The 22400-nt window shown below is 62.9% G+C and carries 20 protein-coding genes; 3 read left to right on the forward strand and 17 right to left on the reverse strand.

Annotated features, from left to right (window positions below; genetic code table 11):
* Window positions 1-189: 189 nt before the first annotated feature.
* The 3 genes from tsaB to ppc form a co-directional block, all read right to left on the reverse strand.
* On the reverse strand, window positions 190-867 hold the full coding sequence (gene tsaB, locus KGA89_RS05250) for a tRNA (adenosine(37)-N6)-threonylcarbamoyltransferase complex dimerization subunit type 1 TsaB (protein ID WP_223470822.1): 678 nt from the start codon (window positions 865-867) through the stop codon (window positions 190-192).
* A gap of 94 nt (window positions 868-961) precedes the next feature.
* Window positions 962-1609 carry an adenylate kinase gene (gene adk / locus KGA89_RS05255; protein WP_003198170.1) on the reverse strand — a complete coding sequence of 216 codons (648 nt, stop codon included), beginning with the start codon at window positions 1607-1609 and terminating at the stop codon, window positions 962-964.
* Window positions 1610-1900: 291 nt separating this feature from the next.
* Window positions 1901-4531, reverse strand: a complete 2631-nt coding sequence (gene ppc / locus KGA89_RS05260; protein ID WP_003198168.1) for a phosphoenolpyruvate carboxylase — start codon at window positions 4529-4531, stop codon at window positions 1901-1903.
* Window positions 4532-4710: 179 nt separating this feature from the next.
* On the opposite strand from ppc, the gene KGA89_RS05265 reads away from it, so the two are divergent.
* The 3 genes from KGA89_RS05265 to KGA89_RS05275 all read left to right on the forward strand — a co-directional run bounded on the left by KGA89_RS05265 (window position 4711) and on the right by KGA89_RS05275 (window position 6592).
* Window positions 4711-5055: a hypothetical protein gene (locus KGA89_RS05265; protein WP_003198166.1), complete on the forward strand. Its 345-nt coding sequence runs from the start codon at window positions 4711-4713 to the stop codon at window positions 5053-5055.
* A gap of 283 nt (window positions 5056-5338) precedes the next feature.
* Complete coding sequence (locus KGA89_RS05270) at window positions 5339-5752, forward strand: DUF4398 domain-containing protein (RefSeq protein ID WP_003198164.1); 414 nt, start codon at window positions 5339-5341, stop codon at window positions 5750-5752.
* 51 nt (window positions 5753-5803) lie between these two features.
* Window positions 5804-6592 carry an OmpA family protein gene (locus KGA89_RS05275; RefSeq protein WP_027913149.1) on the forward strand — a complete coding sequence of 263 codons (789 nt, stop codon included), beginning with the start codon at window positions 5804-5806 and terminating at the stop codon, window positions 6590-6592.
* Between the two features lie 188 nt (window positions 6593-6780).
* Here KGA89_RS05275 and KGA89_RS05280 read toward each other — a convergent pair whose 3' ends face one another.
* The 14 genes from KGA89_RS05280 to KGA89_RS05345 all read right to left on the reverse strand — a co-directional run bounded on the left by KGA89_RS05280 (window position 6781) and on the right by KGA89_RS05345 (window position 22252).
* Window positions 6781-7110, reverse strand: coding sequence for a hypothetical protein (locus KGA89_RS05280; RefSeq protein WP_003198160.1), 330 nt, complete (start codon window positions 7108-7110; stop codon window positions 6781-6783).
* Complete coding sequence (locus KGA89_RS05285; protein WP_223470824.1) at window positions 7107-8012, reverse strand: alpha/beta hydrolase; 906 nt, start codon at window positions 8010-8012, stop codon at window positions 7107-7109. Before KGA89_RS05285 ends, KGA89_RS05280 begins: the two co-directional genes overlap by 4 nt.
* Window positions 8013-8157: 145 nt before the next feature.
* Window positions 8158-9435, reverse strand: a complete 1278-nt coding sequence (locus KGA89_RS05290; RefSeq protein ID WP_003185001.1) for a flavohemoglobin expression-modulating QEGLA motif protein — start codon at window positions 9433-9435, stop codon at window positions 8158-8160.
* A gap of 36 nt (window positions 9436-9471) precedes the next feature.
* Entirely contained in the window at window positions 9472-10026 is a 555-nt protein-coding gene (locus KGA89_RS05295; protein WP_223470826.1) for a hypothetical protein, read from the reverse strand.
* A 141-nt stretch (window positions 10027-10167) separates the two neighbouring features.
* A complete protein-coding gene (locus KGA89_RS05300) occupies window positions 10168-10884 on the reverse strand; it encodes a TetR/AcrR family transcriptional regulator (protein WP_223470828.1) in 717 nt (238 codons plus the stop codon).
* Between the two features lie 102 nt (window positions 10885-10986).
* Window positions 10987-12489 (reverse strand): lysine--tRNA ligase, encoded by a 1503-nt coding sequence (gene lysS / locus KGA89_RS05305; protein WP_003198151.1) that lies wholly within the window; start codon window positions 12487-12489, stop codon window positions 10987-10989.
* Window positions 12490-12598: 109 nt separating this feature from the next.
* Window positions 12599-13694, reverse strand: a protein-coding gene (prfB, locus tag KGA89_RS05310) for a peptide chain release factor 2 (RefSeq protein WP_095963568.1) whose coding sequence is annotated in 2 segments (ribosomal slippage) — window positions 12599-13621 and window positions 13623-13694 — 1095 coding nt in all. Because the reading frame shifts where the segments join, the coding sequence is not laid out codon by codon here.
* 157 nt (window positions 13695-13851) lie between these two features.
* Window positions 13852-14853 (reverse strand): diguanylate cyclase domain-containing protein, encoded by a 1002-nt coding sequence (locus tag KGA89_RS05315; protein ID WP_223470830.1) that lies wholly within the window; start codon window positions 14851-14853, stop codon window positions 13852-13854.
* 42 nt (window positions 14854-14895) lie between these two features.
* The gene (locus KGA89_RS05320) at window positions 14896-15906 is read right to left on the reverse strand and encodes a chemotaxis response regulator protein-glutamate methylesterase (protein ID WP_223470832.1); all 1011 of its coding nucleotides are present in this window, start codon (window positions 15904-15906) and stop codon (window positions 14896-14898) included.
* Complete coding sequence (locus KGA89_RS05325) at window positions 15903-18167, reverse strand: hybrid sensor histidine kinase/response regulator (protein ID WP_223470834.1); 2265 nt, start codon at window positions 18165-18167, stop codon at window positions 15903-15905. The genes KGA89_RS05320 and KGA89_RS05325 overlap by 4 nt, the downstream gene beginning before the upstream one ends.
* On the reverse strand, window positions 18164-18835 hold the full coding sequence (locus KGA89_RS05330; RefSeq protein WP_223470836.1) for a chemotaxis protein CheW: 672 nt from the start codon (window positions 18833-18835) through the stop codon (window positions 18164-18166). The genes KGA89_RS05325 and KGA89_RS05330 overlap by 4 nt, the downstream gene beginning before the upstream one ends.
* On the reverse strand, window positions 18832-20097 hold the full coding sequence (locus KGA89_RS05335) for a CheR family methyltransferase (protein ID WP_223470838.1): 1266 nt from the start codon (window positions 20095-20097) through the stop codon (window positions 18832-18834). The genes KGA89_RS05330 and KGA89_RS05335 overlap by 4 nt, the downstream gene beginning before the upstream one ends.
* Window positions 20094-20630 carry a chemotaxis protein CheW gene (locus KGA89_RS05340; RefSeq protein WP_223470840.1) on the reverse strand — a complete coding sequence of 179 codons (537 nt, stop codon included), beginning with the start codon at window positions 20628-20630 and terminating at the stop codon, window positions 20094-20096. The genes KGA89_RS05335 and KGA89_RS05340 overlap by 4 nt, the downstream gene beginning before the upstream one ends.
* Window positions 20630-22252, reverse strand: coding sequence for a methyl-accepting chemotaxis protein (locus KGA89_RS05345; protein WP_223470841.1), 1623 nt, complete (start codon window positions 22250-22252; stop codon window positions 20630-20632). The genes KGA89_RS05340 and KGA89_RS05345 overlap by 1 nt, the downstream gene beginning before the upstream one ends.
* Window positions 22253-22400 lie beyond the last annotated feature (148 nt).

Here is a 22400-nt window from a genome sequence, read left to right on the forward strand (position 1 = left end):
CTCCGCGTGGGAATGCCGCCAGGGACGCTCCGCGTTCCGCTTCTGGAAGGTGACGCAGAGCGTCACGGGATGCATTACCACGCAGAGCGTGGGAACGATCAGGCTGCGGCGGCGGTGGAAGATCGTTCCTCACGCTCCGCGTGGGAATGCCGCCAGGGACGCTCCGCGTTCCGCTTCTGGAGGCTGGGTTTATCGCTCGGATTTTGGCGTTGCGACTTTGTCCCGCAGGTAAACGGGTTGCGCATCATCGGCCGGGATGGCTTCACCACGGGCCCAGGCGAAGCGCGCCAGGGCCAGCAGGTCTTCGGCGTGAGGCAGCAAGGTGGCGTCCTGGCCGGTCAGGCTGACGGCGATGCGCTCGCCGTAGCCCCAGCCGGTACCGGCACCGAACCAATCACCGTCGGCCCCGCTCGGCAACGCCGCCGCTTCGGGCGGCAATACCGCTTCGGCACCCACCAGACGCATCTCGCCGTCGGTTTCGCGATAGCAGCCCCAGTACACCTCGTCCATGCGCGCATCGATGGCCGCTGCGACTTGGCGGGCGCCTTGTTCGCGTAAAGCGCGCTGGGCCAGCACCGCCAGGTTCGACACCGGCAACACCGGCCGCTCCAAGGCAAACGCCAGTCCTTGCACCACGCCGATGGCGATGCGCACGCCGGTAAAAGCCCCCGGCCCGCGACCGAAGGCAATCGCGTCCACTGCCTGCAAGGTCGTCCCGGCATCGCTCAGCAGTTTCTGGATCATCGGCAACAGCTTCTGCGCATGCAGGCGCGGGATCACCTCGTAATGGCTCGTGACCTTGCCGTCGTGCAGCAAGGCAACGGAGCAAGCTTCAGTCGCGGTGTCCAGGGCCAGCAAGGTGCTCATCGATGTGTCCGTAAATCAGGTGGAAAAAAAGTGCGCCAGTATAAACAACTACGGCCCGCAAGCGGGCCGTAGTTGTTGCAACTGATCAGACTTTTCAGCTCAGCGCTTCGAGCACCTTGCCGGTGATCGCATCGACCGTGCCAACGCCCGGGATGTGGCTGTACTTCGGCTTGCCCTGGGCAGCCGACAGATTCTGGTAGAACGCCACCAGCGGCTTGGTCTGGGAATGGTAGACCGACAGGCGATGACGCACGGTTTCTTCGGTGTCGTCCTTGCGCTGCACCAGCTCTTCACCGGTGACGTCGTCCTTGCCCGCGACTTTCGGCGGGTTGTAGACGGTGTGGTAGACACGGCCGGACGGCTCGTGGACACGACGACCGGCAATGCGCTGGACGATCTCTTCGTCGTCGACCGCGATTTCGACCACGTGATCAAGCTCAACACCGGCAGTCACCAGGGCTTCAGCCTGGGGAATGGTGCGTGGGAAGCCGTCGAACAGGAAGCCGTTGGCGCAATCGGCTTGCGCGATACGATCCTTGACCAGGGCGATGATCAGGTCATCCGACACCAGGCCGCCGGCATCCATGATGCTCTTGGCCTTGACGCCCAGCTCGGTGCCCGCCTTGACTGCGGCACGCAGCATGTCGCCAGTGGAAATTTGCGGGATACCGAATTTTTCGGTGATGAACTTTGCCTGAGTACCTTTACCGGCCCCGGGAGCTCCCAGCAGAATGACGCGCATCGATGTGCTCCTCAATTTTTTTATGTAAAACGCTCGGATTCGCCTCGTGGGGCCAATCTTCGAAAAACAGGATCGTGACCGCCCAAACGGCCAAAGGCTGATCAAGATACACAGCAGGCCCGACCCACACAAGCCGCCGAAAGTCGGAGGAACCCGCGCCCGATACGACCTTCGGAGGGGGTGGCGAGAGTCGCAACCGGGCAACGAACTGTCGCCTGGCCAATCTGTTCCCTCCCCCGAGGGACAACGCCCGGGAACGCCGGGAGAGCCGTTTCGGTGCGCTGCCTAACCTTAGCCGGTATTGCGCAAACCGGCGGCAATCCCCGCCACAGACACCAGCAACGCCTGTTCCACGGGGCTGCCCTGGGCTACATCCTGCTGCCGCGAGCGCGCCAACAGTTCGGCCTGCAACAGGTGCAGCGGGTCGAGGTAAGTGTTGCGCAGACGAATGAATTCCAGCGTGGCTGGGCTATGTGCCAGTAGCTGCGACTGACCGGTCAACCCAAGGACCACCGAGCAGGCCTGCGACAATAGGTCGCGTAAATGCGCACCCAAAGGCAGCAGCCCAGGTTCCACCAAACGCTCGTCGTAGGAGCGGGCAATATCGGCGTCGGCCTTGGCCAGCACCATCTCCAGCATGTCGATGCGGGTCCGGAAGAACGGCCATTGCTCGCGCATCTGCCCCAGCAACTCACCTTCGCCACGCTCCAGGGCCTTGCTCAGTGCGGTTTCCCAGCCGAGCCAGGCCGGCAGCATCAGGCGGGTCTGGGTCCAGCCGAAGATCCACGGGATCGCCCGCAGGCTTTCGATGCCACCGGCCCGACGCTTGGCCGGACGGCTGCCCAGGGGCAGGCGCCCCAGTTCCTGCTCGGGGGTGGACTGGCGGAAGTACTCGACAAATTGCGGGTTTTCCCGCACCACGGCGCGGTAGGCCTTGACGCCATCGGCCGCCAGTTCGTCCATCAGGTGCCGCCACTGCGGCGTGGGCGGCGGCGGTGGCAGCAGCGTCGCTTCAAGCACCGCAGCGAGATAAAGGTTGAGGTTCTGTTCGGCGATGTCCGGCAGGCCGAATTTGAAACGAATCATTTCACCTTGCTCAGTGGTACGGAAACGCCCGGCCACCGAACCCGGCGGCTGGGACAGGATCGCCGCGTGCGCCGGACCACCACCACGGCCCACGGTGCCGCCGCGACCATGGAACAACAGCAGTTCGACTTGCTGCTCGCGGCAGATGTCCACCAACCGCTCCTGGGCCCGATACTGCGCCCAGGCCGCCGCGGTGGTCCCGGCGTCCTTGGCCGAATCGGAATAGCCGATCATCACTTCCTGGGGGCCTTGCAGCCGCGAGCGATAGCCGGGCAGCAGCAACAGCCGCTCGATCACCGGCCCGGCGTTGTCCAGGTCGGCCAGGGTCTCGAACAGCGGCACCACGCGCATTGGCCGCAACACGCCGGCGTCCTTCAATAACAGCTGCACCGCGAGGACATCGGAAGCCGCACCGGCCATGGAGATCACGTAGGAACCCAGGGATGCCGCTGGCGCCGCAGCCACTTCCCGGCACGTCGCCAAAACTTCCGCCGTGTCAGCCGATGGCTTGAAATGGGCCGGCAGCAGCGGACGCCGGTTGCTCAGTTCCGCCAGCAAGAAGCTGATGCGCTGCTCCTCGTTCCAATCCTCATAGCGCCCCAGGCCCAGGTAGTCGGTTATTTCCGTCATGGCAGCGGTATGGCGCGTCGAGTCCTGGCGCACGTCGAGGCGCACCAGGAACAGGCCGAAGGTCACTGCCCGGCGCAGGCAATCTAGCAGCGGCCCGTCGGCAATCACGCCCATGCCGCATTCGTGCAACGAGTGGTAGCACAGTTCCAGGGGGTCCAGCAGCTCGCGGTTGTGCTGCAACACGTCGGCGCTTGGCGGCGTGGCGGCGCTCAGGGAGGCGTGGGCCCAGTTGCGGGTGGCGCGCAGGCGTTCACGCAGTTGCTTGAGCACTGCGCGATAAGGTTCGGCGCTGTCGCCGGCCTGGGCACGCAAGGCCTCGCTGGCGTGTTGCATCGACAGCTCGGCCGCCAGTTGATCGACGTCACGCAGGTACAGGTCCGCCGCCATCCACCGCGCCAGCAACAGCACCTCGCGGGTCACCGCGGCGGTGACATTCGGGTTGCCGTCACGGTCGCCGCCCATCCACGAGGCAAAACGGATCGGCGCGGCCTCCAGCGGCAGGCGCAAGCCGGTGGCGGCATGCAGCGCCTGGTCAGCCTTGCGCAGGTAATTGGGAATGGCCTGCCACAGCGAGTGCTCGATTACCGCGAACCCCCACTTGGCCTCGTCCACCGGGGTCGGCCGGGTGCGGCGGATTTCTTCGGTGTGCCAGGCTTCGGCGATCAAGCGTTGCAGGCGTTCGTGAATCTGCGCGCGCTCGGCGCTGGTCAGGTCGCGGTGATCCTGGGCGGCCAATTGCGCGGCAATGGCGTCGTATTTCTGGATCAGCGTACGGCGAGCCACTTCCGTGGGGTGGGCCGTGAGGACCAATTCGATCTCCAGCCGCCCCAATTGCCGGGCCAGGGCCTCTGCGCCATGGCCTTCGGCCCGCAACCGGGCGAGCAACTCGGGCAACACCCGCGCCTCGAAGGGTTCCGGCTGCGATTCTTCGCGGCGGTGGATAAGTTGGTATTGCTCGGCGATGTTGGCCAGGTTGAGAAACTGGTTGAACGCCCGCGCCACCGGCAGCAGTTCGTCCTCGCTCAACTGGTTGAGGCTGGCGCTGAGTTCGGCGTCCACGGAACCGCGTCGATCAGCCTTGGCACCCTTGCGGATCTGCTCGATCTTGTCGAGAAACGTGTCCCCGTATTGTTCACGGATGGTGTTGCCCAATAGCTCACCGAGCAGGTGAACGTCTTCGCGCAAGCGTGCATCGATATCGGTCATCAGCATTTCTCCAGCAAAAAGTCCGGACAGCTCTTGGATTAGAGAGTGCCGATGCCCACCGTTTCTGACAAGCGACGAAGGGACTTTAAACCTTGCAGGACAAAGCTAGTCTCATGATTAAGCCACACCACGGCTTGTCACTCACCGCGCCTGCCACGAGCAGGCTTATTGAGGTCATCATGAAAATTCGTGAGCTTGCCCAGCATTGGGAAGAAAACGCCAAGGGCCGTCTGACCCAGACTGGCTACACGATTCATCTGGACGTGGAAGCCGCCGCACGGCTGGCGGCGATCTGCGACATGTACCCCAAGCGCCAGCCCGAGGAGCTGCTCGGCGAGCTGATCGGGGCGGCACTGGAAGAGCTGGAAGCAAGCTTCCCCTACATCAAGGGTTCGCAAGTCGTCGCGACCGATGAAGAAGGCGACCCGCTGTACGAAGACGTGGGTCCGACCCCGCGATTCCTCGCCTTGTCCCGGCGGCATCTGCACGAACTTTCCTCGCAGAACGACAAATCCAAACACTGACCGCTTTCATTCCTGGTTGCGACTTTCCGGCGCGATGCTTTCCCACCCGCGCCGGAATACCGCTGCGCGCCTTGAAAGTTCAGCTTTTCTGCGACTGACCGATCAGTCAGTAATTCTTTTGGCGAATGGCCATCTTCGCTGAACTTTTGAAAAACGCCTCGGGTCACACCGAGTAACCATACTGGAACGGTTGTTTAAATAAACGCGCCTTGGCGCCAGCACCAAACCAGACGTCACGGCTTCGGTCCCAGCATGGATTTGTAGTTTTTTCAGGAGTTTTCCAATGGAGTTGAAGCCTATGAATACCTGCACTGCCAAACCCTCGTCCACTGGCCTGCGCGGCTTGAAGTTGGCTGCCCTGGCGATCGGTAGCAGCTTCATTCTCGCCGGTTGCGCCGGTAATCCACCTTCGGAGCAGTACGCGGTGACCCAATCGGCGGTCAATAGCGCCGTCAGCGCCGGCGGTACCGAATTCGCGGCTGTGGAAATGAAATCGGCCCAGGACAAACTCAAGCAGGCCGAAATCGCCATGCATGACAAGAAATACGACGAAGCCAAGCGTCTGGCCGAACAGGCCGAGTGGGACGCCCGCGTCGCCGAGCGCAAGGCTCAGGCCGCCAAGGCCGAACAAGCACTCAAGGACTCTCAGAAAGGGGTTCAGGAACTGCGTCAGGAAGGCATGAACAAGGTTCAGTAAGCCGTTCACGCCACGACGTACTTCTCATTGATAAAAGGACGACAGACTATGATGCACAAACACTTGATGATGCCCGCCCTGCTCGCTGCCTGCGTAGCCCTGGCCGCTTGCTCCCACGACCCTAACGCGAACCTGGAACAGGCACGGACCAACTACAACGGCCTGCAGGCTGATCCAGCGGCGACCAAAGTGGCTGCATTGGAAACCAAGGACGCCGCCGACTTCCTGGCCAAGGCTGACAAGGCCTACATGGACAAGGAAGACGAAGCCAAGGTCGACCAGTTGGCCTACCTGACCAACCAGCGCGTCGAAGTGGCCAAGCAGACCATCGCCCTGCGCAACGCCGAAGCCGAGCTGAAAAACGCCGGTGACGAACGTGCCCGTGCCCTGCTCGATGCGCGTAATGCGCAGATCAAGCAACTGCAGGACAGCCTCAACGCCAAGCAGACCGAACGCGGTACGCTGGTGACCTTCGGCGACGTGCTGTTCGCCACCAACAAGTCCGACCTGCGCGCCAGCGGCATGACGAATGTGAGCAAACTGGCGCAGTTCCTCCAGGAAAACCCGGACCGCAAGGTGATCATCGAAGGCTACACCGACAGCACCGGTTCGGATTCCTATAACCAGTCCCTGTCCGAGCGCCGCGCCAGCTCTGTGCAACTCGCGCTGGTGAAGATGGGCGTCGACCCGGCTCGCATCGTGACCCAGGGCTACGGCAAGGAATTCCCGGTGGCTGACAACACCAGCGTCTCGGGCCGTGCCATGAACCGGCGCGTGGAAGTGACCATCTCCAACGACAACCAGCCAGTGGCCCCACGTTCGACCATGAGCGCCAACTGATCGGCTGAGAGCAACAAAAAAGCCCCGCCTGATTTCTAGTCAGGCGGGGCTTTTTTCATGGCCGAATAGGTTTGGCTGTACACAACCCCTGTGGGAGCGAGCTTGCTCGCGATGGCGGCGTGTCAGGCACTATTTATGCTGCTGAACCACCGCTATCGCGAGCAAGCTCGCTCCCACAGGGGTCTCGCTTATGGCTGAAGCTTCTGCGGCGTTTCCTGGCCCATGCAGCGCACCGCGCGTTTCTTCTCGTTGATCAGCACGCCGGTCAGGCCTTTCTGCTCGGTGTCGAACAACACCAGCACACCATCGATGCATTGGGCGACCTGGGGGGCCGGCTCCAGGGAAACCTTGTAGTCCTCGCCCGGTACGGTCTTGAGCATGGTGAACTGGTTGAGCAGCAACGCGTCCTCGGGCTTGGCGAAGTGCAGGTAGCCGTAGTACCACAGCGTCGCAACGGTGCCGAGGATGCTGCAGATACCGGTGATGATCAGGGGGATGGCGTTACGTTCTTCGCTCATTGCGGACTCTCTGGTGATTCAACGGGTGATTTCGGGTAATTCGGGACCTCGCCCAGGCGGCGCAGGCCGTCGAAGTGCTGGGGGTCGTCGAGGTAGCGCAGCATCACGGTGCGCCAGGTTGGGTCGGCGAATGTCTGCACATGGCCGCCGCGTGTCAACTGCAAGACCCGCGGCGGCGGCGCAGCTTGATACAGGCGGATGCCATTGGAAAGGGGCACGATGGGGTCGTCCAGGCTGTGGTAGATCAATTTCGGCACGCCATTCAATTGCGCCACGGAACTGATCGCGCTGTCACCGTCCGGTACCAGCCAGGACAATGGCACCTGGAACGGCCAGGTCAACCACGAGGTGCTCAGGGCAAACCGGCCGACGTCACGATAGCTGGCAGGCACGCCATCGAGCACCAGGGCCTTGAGCTGCCGTTGGCGCTGCGGGTGCTCGACCAGATAATGCACCGCCAGCGCACCGCCCAGGCTCTGGCCGAGCAGCACCAGAGGCTTGCCCTGCACCTCGGGCGCCTGGTCGAGCCATTGGAACGCGGCGTCAATGTCCTGGTAAATCGCCGGCAGGCTCGGCTCGCCTTCGGACAGGCCATAACCCCGGTAGTCGACCATCAACACCTGGTAGCCCTGCTCCGGCAACCACCAGCTCCCGCCCAGGTGCCAGGCCAGGTTGCCGCCGTTGCCGTGCAAATGCAGGACCGTGCCCTTGACCTCCACACCCGGTTTGACCGGCAGCCACCAGCCGTGGAGCTTGAGACCGTCGGCGGTGGTCAGGGTGACGTCGCGGTATTCGAGCCTGGCCCGCTCCGGGGTGAACGGCAGGCCGTGCTCGGGGTAGAACAGCAGGGAGCTGCAACCGCTCAGGGTCAGCAGCAGGCAAATGATGCCGAGGGTTCGCATCCGGTGAAGCCTCGCAAGTCAGAAGTAAACGCAGTCCCCCTGTGGGAGCGAGCTCGCTCGCGATAGCGGCGGGTCAGTCACAGCCGTACTGACTGTGCTGACGCTATCGCGAGCAAGCTCGCTCCCACAGGGATTGGTGGTGCGATTAGAGGATATTGGAATAATCCGCTTCGATCCGGTCCAGGCTCAGGTGGTTCAGGAAGTTGGAGAAACACATCCAGGCCGACAGGGCGTTCATGTCGCGGAACTGCTCGGGCAGGTACTTGGGCGGTACGACCAGGCCTTCGTCCACCAGTTGCCGCAACGTGCGCATGTCCTCGAGGGTGGTCTTGCCGCAGAACAGCAGCGGCACCTGTTCCAGCTTGCCCTTGCGCACGGCCAACTGAATGTAGTTGTAAACCATGATGAAGCCTTTGAGGTAGGACAAGTCTTTGGTGAATGGCAGACCCGTCGGCACCGACCCTCGGAAAACCCGACTGGCGTTGCCGTAACTTTCGGCCATTTCAAAACCCTGCTCGCGGAAGAACTCGAAGACCTGCAGGAAATCGGCGCCCTCCTCCACCATGTGAATGGCCCGGGTGCGGTTGGTCAGTTTGCGCAGGCGGCTCGGGTAGGAGGCGAAGGTGATGATTTCCATCAGGATCGCCAGGCCTTCCTGAGTCACCGTGGACGAGGGTGGGCCCTTGGACAGGAAGGTGCAGATCGGCTGGTTGAGGCCGTTGAGGGTGGTGCCGACGTGCACCAACCCTTCGTGGACTTCCAGCGCTCGTACGTCGCGCTCGTTGAACATCGCATCGGTGCGGATCTTGATGTAGTCCGCGCCCGCCGCTGCGTCGGCCACGATGCCATCGGACTCGAACACCCGGATGGTTTCCTCGGCTTCGCCAAACACCCGGTTGAGGCGGTGTTGCAGCAGGCTGACGGCTTCCTTGGCGCTGAGGACTTTCGGCTCGTCCTTGAGGTCGCCACGGCCATCGATGTTGTTCAGGTAATCGGAGAGCATCAGGCCCAGGTCGGCCAGGGTCGGGTCGCCGGCGTGGAAAGCATCGGAGGCGGCGCCATAGAGCTCCTGGGAGATCAACCCGAAATCCTCGGTGCCACGCGCCTCGAGCATGCGCACCACCATGCGGTATTCCTTGCACATGCGGCGCATGATCTGGCCAACCGGGTTGAACTGCCCAAGCTGGCGGGTGATGTCGCGCTCGATGTTCTGGAACTCCAGCTTCACCTTGCTCGAATCGAAGGACAGTGGCCGGTTGAGGTAATAGTCGCGATCCACCGCGGGCATTTCCTTGCCCTTGGCCTTGAGAAAGCCCTTGCGGATGTTCTCGTCCCACTTCACCGCGTCGAGGATGCGAATCGGCGTTTGCGCCAGCACAATGCGATCGGACAAGGTGCGTATCGTCTGCTGGTAATCGTCCACCCGGAACTCCTGTGAAAAAACGTCCGCTTGTTGCTGTTATTGGGATTTGACCAGCCGCTGGTAGCGCACGGCCTCCGAGAACACATCGGAATTGGCCGGGTCGTCGAGGTAACTGAAAACCTTGTTCATGTCGCTGTCCACTAGCACGCCATCGCCTTCCTCGCTCCGGTTCGGCTGGCCGCTGAGGCGTTTCTGGGCGATGGCCTGGTTGATCTGATCCAGGTCCAGGTTGTAGACCACCAATTCTTGCTTGTCGGTCAACTCGAAACCGGCGATCAAATAATGGCCGCCAAACCGGGCCGGCACCTTGGCTGACACGTACCAGCGGCTGCCATGACGGGAAACGGTCAGCGGGATGGCTTCGCGCTCATGGGGCTTGGCCCTGAAGTAGCTGATGGCCTGGTAGCGGTGCTTGCCGACCTTCGTCAGCTCCAGGTTCAACGGTTCGCCCCAGGCATTGGTGCTGGTCCAGTGACCGAGCAGGCCTTCGGGCGCCGCTTCGCTGTCAGGCAACGGCGTCTTGAACGACACCAGGCAACCACTGAGCAGCAGCAACGACACGGCCAGTACAACGGCACGCCAGGCTTTCATTTGAACTCCCTATGGCACACAACGCGTTGATCGTTCCCACGCTCTGCGTGGGAATGCAGCCATGGACGCTCCGCGTCCACTGTGACGCAGAGCGTCACGGGATTCATTCCCACGCAGAGCGTGGGAACGATCAGTTCGGGGTTACACCGACGCCAGTACCAGGTGCATGTAGCGGGTCAGGATGCCGAGCATATCTTCATCGGCTACCGGCTCGGCGCCATTGAGCAAGCCCTGATATTCCATCCGTCCGATAATCGCCGTCAACACTTTGGCATCCTGTTGCGGCTCACGGGAGCCCAATACCTGGAAAAACTGACAGGTGCCGTGCAGCAAAATCTGCTGGTGGGAACGCACCAACACCGCCAGGCGCGGGTTGAGCAGCGCTTCCTGGCGGAAGGCCTGTTCGGCCATCAGGTATTCACGGCGACTGTCCAATTGGTGTTGCACGTAGTCGGCGGTCATCCGGGCAATGTCGTCCGCCAGCTGCGAGCGCGATTGGGCGCTGCCGTCACCGTAAGCGACCATTTCCCGCAGCAGGCCTTCGTTGTTGGTCCACAGCTTGGCCATGAACGCCGCGCTGCGTTCCACATACTGGGCGAAGGTATCGGTGAGCAAGTCATCGATGTCCTTGAAATAATACGTGGTGGCCGACAGCGGCACGCCCGCTTCGGCGGCCACGGCGCGGTGACGCACGGCTCGCACGCCGTCGCGCACCACAATGCGCATGGCCGCGTCGAGAATCTCCTGGCGACGCTGCTCACTGCCCTGTCGGCTGGCCTTGCGGCCCTGGTACTTAACACTTTCAGCGACAGCCGTGGCGACGCCCGCTGCACCTTCTGAAGCCATTGCACGATTCACGACAGGTCTTCCTCGCTCTTTGAAAAAGTAACCAATTGATACGTTTGTACCAGACAGGCAATAAAAAGCCGCCCTTCCAGGCGGCTTTTTTAGTTGAAGCACTTACGCTTGAGGCCGCATGTGCGGGAAGAGAATCACATCCCGGATCGACGGTGAGTTGGTCAACAACATCACCAGGCGATCGATACCGATGCCTTCGCCAGCGGTCGGCGGCATGCCGTACTCCAGGGCACGCACGAAGTCGGCATCGTAGTGCATGGCTTCGTCGTCGCCGGCGTCCTTGTCAGCCACCTGGGCCATGAAACGCTCGGCCTGGTCTTCTGCATCGTTGAGCTCGGAATAGGCGTTGGCGATTTCACGGCCACCGATGAACAGCTCGAAACGATCGGTCACGCTTGGGTTCTCGTCGTTGCGACGGGCCAGCGGCGACACTTCGAACGGGTACTGGGTGATGAAGTGCGGCTGTTCCAGCTTGTGCTCGACCAGCTCCTCGAAAATCATCACTTGCAGCTTGCCCAGGCCTTCGAAGCCGAGCACCTTGGCGCCGGCCTTCTTGGCGATGGCGCGGGCCTTCTCGATGTCGTTCAAATCATCGGCAGTCAGTTCAGGGTTGTACTTGAGGATCGAGTCGAACACCGACAGGCGCACGAACGGCTCGCCGAAGTGGAACACCTTGTCGCCGTACGGCACGTCGGTCGTCCCGAGAACAAGCTGGGCCAGCTCGCGGAACAGTTCCTCGGTCAGGTCCATGTTGTCTTCGTAGTCGGCGTAGGCCTGGTAGAACTCGAGCATGGTGAACTCGGGGTTGTGCCGGGTCGAAACGCCTTCGTTACGGAAGTTGCGGTTGATCTCGAAGACCTTTTCGAAGCCACCCACAACCAGACGCTTGAGGTACAGCTCCGGCGCGATACGCAGGAACATTTCCATGTCCAGGGCGTTGTGGTGGGTTTCGAACGGCTTGGCCGCCGCACCGCCAGGGATGGTCTGCAGCATCGGCGTCTCGACTTCCAGGAAGTCACGCTTCATCAGGAAGCTGCGGATGTGGGCGATGACTTGCGAGCGCACGCGGAACGTCTGGCGCACGTCTTCGTTGACGATCAGGTCGACGTAGCGCTGGCGATAGCGCTGCTCGGTGTCGGTCAGGCCGTGGTGCTTGTCCGGCAGCGGGCGCAGGGACTTGGTCAGCAGGCGCACGCTGGTCATCTCGACGTACAGGTCGCCCTTGCCGGAACGGGCCAGGGTGCCTTCGGCGGCAATGATGTCGCCCAGGTCCCAGGTCTTGACGGCGGCCAGGGTTTCTTCCGGCAGGGTCTTGCGGTTGACGTAGACCTGGAGGCGCCCGGTCATGTCCTGGATCACCATGAACGAACCACGATCGAGCACGATACGACCGGCCACCTTGACTGGAATCGCCGCCTCGGCCAGCTCTTCCTTGGTCTTGTCCGCATACTGCTTCTGCAAGACGTCGCAGTAGGCGTCGCGGCGGAAGTCGTTGGGGAAGGCCTGGCCCTTGGCGCGCTCGGCAGCAAGCTTTTCCTTGCGCAGGGCGATCAGGGAGTTTTCTTCCTGTTGCAGGGCTTGCGGGTCGAGTTCTAGGTCGCTCATGTCTTTAAGGATTCCATCACAGGTTCGTTGCCCCCGGCCCCGGGCCGGAGTTTGCGGGCGAGTCATGCTCCTTGATGGAAGCATGCCTGCCCGCCGCATGGGTGTCGCGTTACAGCCCTTGTTTGAGGCTGGCGATCAGGTATTCATCGATATCGCCATCGAGCACCTTGTCGCAATCGCTGCGTTCGATGCTGGTCCGCAGATCCTTGATCCGCGAGGCATCGAGCACGTACGAACGGATCTGGTGACCCCAGCCGATGTCCGACTTGGTGTCTTCCAGCGCCTGGGACGCCGCGTTGCGCTTCTGCACTTCCTGCTCGTACAGGCGAGCCCGGAGCATCTTCATCGCGGTGTCTTTGTTGGCGTGCTGGGAACGCTCGTTCTGGCAGCTGACCACGGTGTTGGTCGGTACGTGGGTAATCCGTACGGCCGAGTCGGTGGTGTTAACGTGCTGACCACCGGCCCCGGAGGAACGGTAGGTGTCGATGCGCAAGTCCGCCGGGTTGATCTCGATCTCGATGTTGTCATCGATTTCCGGCGAAACGAATACGGCCGAGAACGAGGTGTGGCGGCGGTTACCGGAGTCGAACGGGCTCTTGCGCACCAGGCGGTGCACGCCGATCTCGGTCCGCAGCCAGCCAAAGGCGTATTCGCCCTTGATGTGCACGGTGGCGCCCTTGATCCCGGCGACTTCACCGGCCGACAGTTCCATGATGGTGGCGTCGAAACCGCGTTTGTCAGCCCAGCGCAGGTACATGCGCAGCAGGATGTTGGCCCAGTCCTGGGCTTCGGTGCCGCCGGAGCCGGCCTGGATGTCCAGGTAGGCGTTGTTCATGTCCATCTCGCCGCTGAACATGCGACGGAATTCCAGCTTGGCGAGGTTCTCGTCGAGGCGTGTCAGCTCGGCGACGACATCGCCGACCGCGCCCTCATCGTTCTCTTCGACAGCCATGTCCAGCAGGTCGCGGCAATCGGCCAGGCCGCTGGACAACTCGTCCAGGGTCTCGACGATCTGCGCCAGCGCAGAACGCTCGCGGCCCAGTTCCTGGGCGTACGAAGGGTTGTTCCAGACATTCGGATCTTCAAGCTCGCGATTGACTTCGGTCAGACGCTCATGCTTTTGATCGTAGTCAAAGATACCCCCGAATAGTTTCGGAGCGCTCGGACAGGTCCTTGATGGTGTTAAGGATCGGGTTGATTTCCATGGCGGGCAGCACTCGTTGGCGAACTTTTGAAAGCCGGCGAGTATAACGTAATCAAGCGCCAGCGGCAGCCCGCCTGGCGGCTTTAGGGGTAATGAGGTTCAGGGATTGATCTGCACAATCCCCCTCACCACAAAAAGCCTCTTCGCCAAGCAGGGATTTATTCAACCCCCACCCGATTACGCCCATTGTGCTTGGCCAGGTACAGCCCCTTGTCCGCCGCCGAGATCAATTGCCGGCAATCGCTACCCTGCTGGGGGATGAAGGTCGAGACGCCGATGCTGACGGTCAGGTTTTCGCCGCCGTCGGGCGTGGTGTGGGGGATTTTCAGGGCGACGACGCCCTGGCGCAGTTTCTCGGCCATCAGCCGGGCGCCGCCCGGCGAGGTGCCGGGCAGGACCAGGGCGAACTCCTCGCCGCCGTAACGGGCCGGCAAGTCGGATGGACGGCTGCACGCCTCGCGGATCGCCGTGGCGACCTTGCGCAGCGCTTCGTCGCCTTCCAAATGGCCGAAGTTGTCGTTGTAGGCCTTGAAGTAGTCCACATCGATCATCAGCAGCGACAGCTGGCTCTGGTCGCGCATCGCCCTGCGCCATTCCAACTCCAGGTATTCGTCGAAGTGGCGACGATTGGACAACCCGGTCAGGCCGTCGGAGTTCATCAAGCGTTGCAGCACCAGGTTGGTGTCGAGCAGTTGCTGCTGGCTGACCCGCAGTGCCCGATAGGCCGCGTCGCGTTGCAAAAGCATCATGTAGGAACGCGAGTGATAGCGGATGCGCGCCACCAGCTCGATGTTGTCCGGCAACTTGACCAGGTAGTCGTTGGCCCCGGCGGCGAACGCCGCGCTCTTGATCAATGGGTCTTCCTTGGTGGACAGGACAATGATCGGGATATCGCGGGTGGCCGGATGGTTACGGTACTCGCGCACCAGGCTCAGGCCATCCAGGCCGGGCATCACCAGGTCCTGGAGAATCACCGTCGGCTTGATGCGAACCGCATGGGCGATGGCCTGGTGAGGATCGGAGCAGAAATGGAAGTCGATGTTGTCTTCGTTCGATAGCCCGCGCCGCACCGCCTCGCCGATCATCGCCTGATCGTCGATGAGCAAGACCATGGCGGCGTTCTCATCGCGCTTGAATTCGTCGAGCTGCAGATCATTCATGATGGCTTACCTGAGTATGCCCTGACGCAAGGCTGGCGGGGTTCATGGGGTAAAAATCTCCAACAGCCGTGGCGCGATAGCGTCCAGGGCGAGAATATGGGCGGCGGCGTCAATGGCGGCCGCCGCTTTGGGCATCCCGTACACCGCACTGCTGCGCTGGTCCTGGGCGATGGTCACATAGCCCTGCTGGCGCATGAGTTTAAGCCCTTGCGCACCGTCGCGGCCCATGCCGGTGAGCAATACGCCCACCGCGTCACCGCTCCAGTACTGGGCGACACTTTCAAAAAACACGTCGATGGAGGGCCGGTAGATCTCGTTCACCGGCTCGGCGGTGTAGGCCAGGGTACCGTCCTTCAACAAACGCAGATGATGGTTGGTCCCGGCCAGCAACACCGTGCCGCTCTGCGGCGTCTCGCCGTGCCGGGCCAGGCGCACCGTGTGGCCCGAGACACTGCCCAGCCACTCGGCCATGCCCGCGGCAAACACCTCGTCCACATGCTGGACCAGCACGATGGCCGGGGCAAAGTTACGCGGCAGCGCCTTGAGCAGCACCTCCAGCGCCGCCGGACCGCCCGCCGACGACCCGATGGCCACCAGGCTCTTGCGCGACACTGCCGCACGCTGCGCCGTCGGCACCGGTCGTTCACGCTTGTTGCGCTCACCGATCAGCCAGCCGATGTTGGTGATCTTGCGCAGCAACGGCGCCGCCGCATCTGCCGGGTTACCGACGCCCAGGGCCGGGGTATCGACCACATCCAGCGCGCCATGGCCCATGGCCTCGAACACCCGGTGGACGTTCTGCTGGCTGTCACCGGTGACGATCACAACAGCGCAGGGACTGTCGGCCATGATCCTTCGGGTGGCCTCCACGCCATCCATGATCGGCATGAACAAGTCCATGAGGATCAGGTCCGGGGTGTATTCGGCGCAGCGCTGCACCGCCTCGGCCCCATTGGCCGCCACCCAGACCAGTTGATGCGCCGGCTCGAACGCCAGGGCGCGGCGCAGGGCTTCGACCGCCAGGGGCATGTCATTGACGATGGCGATCTTCAAGCGCGTGCCCCTCCGATCAATTCAACCACGGCGTCGAGCAAGGCGTCGTCGTGGAAACTCGCCTTGGCCAGATAATAGTCGGCGCCAGCGTCCAGGCCACGGCGGCGATCCTCTTCGCGGTCCTTGTAGGACACCACCATCACCGGCAGCGATTGCAGTCGGTTGTCACGCCGCAACAGCGACACCAGTTCAATACCGTCCATGCGCGGCATGTCGATGTCGGTGATCAGCAAGTCGAAATCCTCCGAGCGCAAGGCGTTCCAACCGTCCATGCCATCCACCGCCACCGCCACGTCGTAGCCGCGATTGAGCAACAGCTTGCGTTGCAGCTCGCGCACGGTGAGGGAATCGTCCACCACCAGGATCCGCTTGCGTGGGGCCTGGGCCTGGTTCTGCCGGGCGATACGCTCCAGACGCCCGGTATCGAGCAACTTGTCCACCGAACGCAGCAGGTCTTCGACATCGACAATCAACACCACTGAGCCGTCGTCGAGCAAGGCCCCGGCGGAAATGTCCTGGACCTTGCCCAGGCGTTCGTCCAGGGGCAGGACCACCAGGGTCCGCTCGCCAATGAAGCGCTCCACCGCCACGCCGTAGATCGTCTCGCGCTCGCGGATCACCACGACCTTGAGGGTCTGGCTGCTGCCTTGCGTCGCCGCGCGATTGAGCAATTGGCTGGCGGCGACCAGCCCGATATGCCGGCCCTCGTGCCAGAAATGCTGGCGACCTTCGACCTGGACGATGTCTTCCGGCGCCAGGTCGCACATGCGTTCGATGTGGGCCAGGGGAAAGGCGTACGCTTCATCGCCGACTTCCACCACCAGGCTGCGCACCACCGACAGCGTCAGCGGCACCTCAAGATGGAAACGACTGCCCTCGCCCGCCGTCTGCTCCAGCACCACCGCACCGCGCAACTGCCGGACCATGTGCTGGACCGCGTCCAGGCCGACGCCGCGCCCGGACACTTCGGTGACCTTGTCGCGCAGGCTGAAACCGGGCAGGAACAGGAAGGTCAGCAGTTCCTCTTCGCTGAGGCTGGCGGCGGTTTGTTCAGGGGAAAGGCCACGCTCGACGATGCTGCGGCGCACCCGTTCCAGGTCCACCCCGACGCCGTCGTCCGCCAGCTCCAGCACCAACAGGCCAGCCTGATGGGAAGCCCGCAGGCGAATCAGGCCTTCGGCGGGCTTGCCGGCCAGTATTCGTTGCTCCGGGGATTCGATGCCATGGTCCACGGCATTGCGCAGCAAATGCGTCAGCGGCGCTTCGAGCTTTTCCAGCACATCGCGGTCCACCTGGGTCTTCTCGCCTTCAATGTCCAGGCGTACTTGTTTGCCCAGACTGCGGCCCAGATCACGGACCATTCTTGCCTGGCCCGACAGCACATCGGCGAACGGGCGCATGCGACAGGCCAGCGCCGTGTCATACAGCACCTGCGCCCGCTGACTGGCCTGCCAGGCGAATTCATCCAGCTCGGCGGTTTTCTGCGCCAGCAATTGCTGGGTTTCGGCGAGCAAACGGCGGGCATCGCCAAGGGCTTCCTGGGCTTGCAGGCTCAGGGCGTGGTCCCTGAGGTGCACGTTCAGCTCTTCAAGGGCGCGCAAACCGCTGCTTTGCTGGCGCTTGAGGCGTTGCATCGTCGCCAGCCAGGGCTTGAGGCGCTGGGTCTCCACCAGGGACTTGCTCGACAGATCGAGCAAGCTGTTGAGGCGTTCAGCCGTGACCCGCAAGACCCGCTCGCCGCCTTCGGTGACCCGTTTGCGCTTGGGGGCCGGCTCCGTTGCCGCGGGCGGTTCCACTTCCGGCAGCTCGACGCGTAGCGGCTCGACCGGCGTCTCGACGCTCGGTGACGCCACTGCCGGGGCCTGTGGCGCGTTGGGATCAAGCAGCCGCCCCATCAACGCCACATAGGCGTCGATATCCGGGGCACCGACGCTGTTGCCCGGGGTGGCGATGCGCGTCAGCAGGTCAGTACCTTGCAGCAAGGCATCAATGTGCTCAGCGCCCAGCACCAGGCGCCTCTCCTGGGCGCTGACCAGGCAATCTTCCATCACATGGGCCACGCTGACCCCGGCGTCCACCCCGACAATGCGCGCCGCGCCCTTGAGGGAATGCGCCGCTCGCATGCACGACTCCAGGTAATCGGCCTGGGTCGGATCGCGCTCCAGGGCCAGCAGATCAGCGCTCAGCACCTGGACCTGGGCTTCGGCTTCCAGGCTGAACAGCTCCAGCAATGAGGCGTCGCGCATCTGATCAGGGGTCATGACAGGCTCCGAGCCACGGCGGACAGCAGCTGTTCTTCATCCAGCCAGCGCAGGCTGCGGCCCTTGAAGGGCAGCACGCCACGGGTGTACTTGCCCGTCGATTGCGAAGCGCTCGCCAGGATGCGCTCATCGATGGCATGGATGCCGTCCACCTCATCCACCGGCACCACCACCGGCCCACCCTTGGCCGCGACAATCAACATGCGCGGCATCACCCGTGCGCCGGAAACCACCGCCGCGCCGGGCTCCAGGTCCAACAGTTCCACCAGCGACAGGCAGGCCACCAGCGCCCCGCGTACATTCGCCACGCCCAACAAGGCCCGCGAGCGCTGGTGGGGCAAGGAATGGATCGGCTGCAATGGTGCCACTTCCACCAGACTGCGCGTCGTCAGGCCCAGCCATTCCTCGCCGAGGCGGAACATCAGCAGCGAACGCGTGACAACATCGTCGTCCACCGGGGCAAGGGACAGATCCCGCTGATCCTGCGGCAAGGCATAACGGTCGAGCAGCCGGGTGGCGGCCGCCGAATACACCGAACAATTGCGGCAATGGATATGCTCGACCAGCAAAGGACAGGATTTGTCGCCATGCACCCCGATGCGATTCCAGCAGTCGTCGATAGCCTGGGCATCGTCATGGGTGACGGTATAAGAAGCCGAACCGCTCATCGTTTGTGCTCACTGTCTGCCGCGCGCCCGCTACGGGCGGCGCGTTCCTGCAATCGACGGGCTCCGGCCGCGTCTCCCTGGGAAGCCAGCAGCGCCGCCAGATGCACCAGGGCCTCGGCGTGTTGCGGTTCAAGATAAAGCGCCTTGCGATAAAAACCCTGGGCTTCAAGCGCGCTGCCAGCCATGTCGCTGAGCAGGCCCAACCAATAGAACACCTGGGCGTTTGGCGCGTGGCTGCGCAAGTAGGCTTCGCAAGCCACGCGGGCCTCGGCGCTTTTACCACCGTTGGCCAGGGCAGCGATATTGGCCAGCAAGGTCGCGGCGTCGCTGCTTTTGGGCTCGACAATCGGCGTCACGCTCGCCGCAAACGGTCGCGGCCGAATCACCGGCGCAACGACACGGGGCGGAAGCTGACGAACCGGCAGCGGGGTCGGCATCAAGGCCGGTAACGGTTGCGGCTCGGGTGCCCCCTGGCGGCTGAAGGCGAACGATTGGGCGACCCCGATCGAGCGCATGCCCAGTCGGCCGAGCAAGCTGCCCTCGGCGGGGCCGATAAACAGCACACCGTCCTGATGGGTCAGGCGCTTGAGCACCTCGAACACCTGCTGCTGGGTCGGCTGGTCGAAATAGATCAACAGGTTGCGACAGAACACAAAGTCGTAAGGTGCCTCGTTCGCCAACAAAGCCGGATCCAGCAGGTTGCCCACTTGCAAACGCACCTGTTCGCGCACCCGCTCGCTGAGGCGGTAGCCCTCGTCTTCGGCGTCGAAGTAACGCTCGCGAAAACCCAGCTCCGCGCCACGGAAGGAATTCCTGCCGTAACGCGCTTCCTTGGCCCGCGCCACCGACAGCGGGCTGACGTCCAGGCCGTCCACCTTGAACTGATGTGGCCCCAGGCCTGCGTCGAGCAAGGCCATGGCAATCGAATAAGGTTCTTCGCCGGTGGAACACGGCAAGCTGAGGATACGCAGCGCGCGCAGGTGCTTGATCTCGGCCAGGCGCTTGACGGCCAGCCTGGCGAGGGTCGCGAAGGATTCGGGGTAGCGGAAGAACCAGGTCTCCGGGACGATCACCGCTTCGATCAGCGCTTGCTGCTCCTGGGCCGAATGCTGCAGGCCTTGCCAGTACTCATCGGCGGTTCGCCCGGGCACGGCAATGATGCGTTGGCGCACGGCCCGCTCAATGATCGCGGTGCCGACGGAGGTCACATCCAGGCCGATGCGCTCCTTGAGAAAATCGAAAAAACGCTGGTCGTTGTTCATGGCGTTGCCTCGAGGTCGTCGAGGTTCAGCGGCGGCGCAGGAAACAGCAGCGCCCGAACGGATTCATCGAGCAGGTCATTGACCCGCACCCATTGCAGCAACCCGTGGGCATCTTCGCGCACCGGGCCGAGGTACCGCGCCTGCCGGTTGTCCAGGCCATAGGGTTTGAAATCGGCCGGGTCACAGCGAACGGTGTCGGTCGCCTGTTCCAGGATCAGGCCCAGCACCTGTCCCGTTTGTTGCGCGTCGCCCTGATAGCGCACCAGCACCAGTCGCGTACTGGTCCGGGCCTGTGCGCTCTGGCCAAAGGTCAGGGCGCACAGGTCGATCACCGGCACCACCGTGCCACGCCAGGCAAACACCCCCGCCACCCAGGACGGCGCCCGGGCAATCGGCTTGAGGGGTAGGCGCGGCAGCACTTCCACCACATCGATGGCCTGCAGGGCGTAACGTTCGTTGCCGATGCAGAACACCAGGAACAACGACTGGCGGGCCGTCGGTGCGGCGCCACGCCGGGTCTCGAGTTCGCCCATCAGACTTTGAAACGCGAGACGCCGCTGCGCAGCCCTACGGCTACCTGGCTCAGCTCGTCGATGGCGGAACTGGCCTGGCGCAGGGAATCCACGGTCTGGCTGCTGGCATCGCCCAACTGCACCAGGGCGTGGTTGATCTGCTCGGCACCGGTGGCCTGGGCCTGCATGCCTTCGTTGACCATCAACACCCGTGGCGCCAGGGCCTGGACCTGATGGATGATCTGCGACAGTTGCTCACCCACCTGCTGCACTTCGGCCATGCCCCGACGCACCTCTTCGGAAAACTTGTCCATGCCCATCACCCCGGCCGATACCGCGGACTGGATCTCGCGCACCATCTGCTCGATGTCATAGGTCGCTACGGCGGTCTGGTCAGCCAAGCGTCGTACTTCAGTGGCGACCACGGCGAAACCACGACCGTACTCGCCGGCCTTTTCGGCCTCGATGGCCGCGTTGAGGGACAACAGGTTGGTCTGGTCGGCCACTTTGACGATGGTCACCACCACCTGGTTGATGTTGCCGGCCTTCTCGTTGAGGATCGCCAGCTTGGCGTTCACCAGGTCGGCGGCACCCATCACCGAATGCATGGTTTCCTCCATGCGCGCCAGGCCTTGCTGACCGGAGCCGGCGGCCACCGAAGCCTGGTCGGCGGCGGTGGACACTTCGGTCATGGTGCGCACCAGGTCTCGGGAGGTGGCGGCGATTTCCCGGGACGTCGCGCCGATCTCGGTGGTGGTGGCGGCGGTTTCGGTGGCCGTGGCCTGTTGCTGGCGCGAGGTCGCGGCGATCTCGGTCACCGAGGTGGTGACCTGCACGGAGGAGCGTTGGGCCTGGGACACCAAAGAGGTCAGCTCGGCCATCATGTCGTTGAAGCCGGTTTCCACGGCACCGAATTCGTCCTTGCGCGCCAGGTTCAGGCGCCCGCTCAGGTCGCCGCTGCGCATGATCTCGAGGATCTCGACGATGCGGTTCATCGGCCCCATGATCGCCCGCATCAACAGCAGGCCACAGAGTGCGGCGACGATCAGCGCGACCAGTAGCGACAGGCCCATGGCGACCTTGGCCGCCGTTACCGCATCGCCGATGGTCTGGGTGGCGTTTTCCGCCAGCTCACGATTGCGCTCGATGATGTGATTCAAATGCCCGCGGCCGCCGATCCATGCGGGCGTCAGCTCTTTGTCCAAGGCCTGCCGCGCACCTTCGTAGTCCTTGCGCTGGTACAAATCCAGGACCTTGGCCATGGCCAGGTTGAACGCCTGGTGATTGACCTCGAACTCGTCGAAAGAGGCTTGGTCGGCCGGGTTCTGGATCAGCTTTTGGTAGTTCTGCATCTCTTCGCGCAGGTGCTGCTCGAAGCCCTGGTAGCGGGCCTTGTCCTCAGCGGTGATTTCCCGGTTGCCCGAAAGGCCGACGATTTGTTGGGTCAAGACGTAACTGTCAACCCAGCCACCGCGAATCATGGAGCTGTAATACACCCCTGGCACCGCATCGACCCGAACGTTTTCTTCACTGTCCTCGATCTTCAACAACCGTGAATACGAGACAACCACCATCAACAGCATGATGGCGATGATCACTGCAAAACTCGCCAGGATGCGTTGGCGCAATGTCCAATTCTTCACGGTAAAACCTCGGGCACTTGAAATGCTGGGGAGTATAGCCGAGGGCGGCACCGGGCCTGTATGGCGGTGTGAGGGGATTTTTGACGAAGGCGAGGCTCGTAGTTTTCTCAAGATGAGCAATGCCCCCGTGGGAGCGAGCTTGCTCGCG

Origin of the sequence: Pseudomonas sp. A-RE-22 (assembly GCF_019956035.1) — a bacterium.
In the GTDB taxonomy this organism is placed as follows: Bacteria; Pseudomonadota; Gammaproteobacteria; order Pseudomonadales; family Pseudomonadaceae; genus Aquipseudomonas; species Aquipseudomonas brassicacearum.

Bases quoted from the DNA above. Each gene is read 5' to 3' on its own strand.
- KGA89_RS05270 (WP_003198164.1), top strand. From the start codon at position 5,339: ATGGAGTTGAAGCCTATGAATACCTGCACTGCCAAACCCTCGTCCACT.
- KGA89_RS05340 (WP_223470840.1), bottom strand. From the start codon at position 20,630: ATGGGCGAACTCGAGACCCGGCGTGGCGCCGCACCGACGGCCCGCCAG.
- KGA89_RS05335 (WP_223470838.1), bottom strand. From the start codon at position 20,097: ATGAACAACGACCAGCGTTTTTTCGATTTTCTCAAGGAGCGCATCGGC.
- KGA89_RS05315 (WP_223470830.1), bottom strand. From the start codon at position 14,853: ATGAATGATCTGCAGCTCGACGAATTCAAGCGCGATGAGAACGCCGCC.
- KGA89_RS05325 (WP_223470834.1), bottom strand. From the start codon at position 18,167: ATGACCCCTGATCAGATGCGCGACGCCTCATTGCTGGAGCTGTTCAGC.
- KGA89_RS05285 (WP_223470824.1), bottom strand. From the start codon at position 8,012: ATGCGAACCCTCGGCATCATTTGCCTGCTGCTGACCCTGAGCGGTTGC.
- ppc (WP_003198168.1), bottom strand. From the start codon at position 4,531: ATGACCGATATCGATGCACGCTTGCGCGAAGACGTTCACCTGCTCGGT.
- KGA89_RS05330 (WP_223470836.1), bottom strand. From the start codon at position 18,835: ATGAGCGGTTCGGCTTCTTATACCGTCACCCATGACGATGCCCAGGCT.
- tsaB (WP_223470822.1), bottom strand. From the start codon at position 867: ATGAGCACCTTGCTGGCCCTGGACACCGCGACTGAAGCTTGCTCCGTT.
- KGA89_RS05295 (WP_223470826.1), bottom strand. From the start codon at position 10,026: ATGAAAGCCTGGCGTGCCGTTGTACTGGCCGTGTCGTTGCTGCTGCTC.
- KGA89_RS05280 (WP_003198160.1), bottom strand. From the start codon at position 7,110: ATGAGCGAAGAACGTAACGCCATCCCCCTGATCATCACCGGTATCTGC.
- lysS (WP_003198151.1), bottom strand. From the start codon at position 12,489: ATGAGCGACCTAGAACTCGACCCGCAAGCCCTGCAACAGGAAGAAAAC.
- KGA89_RS05275 (WP_027913149.1), top strand. From the start codon at position 5,804: ATGCACAAACACTTGATGATGCCCGCCCTGCTCGCTGCCTGCGTAGCC.
- KGA89_RS05265 (WP_003198166.1), top strand. From the start codon at position 4,711: ATGAAAATTCGTGAGCTTGCCCAGCATTGGGAAGAAAACGCCAAGGGC.
- adk (WP_003198170.1), bottom strand. From the start codon at position 1,609: ATGCGCGTCATTCTGCTGGGAGCTCCCGGGGCCGGTAAAGGTACTCAG.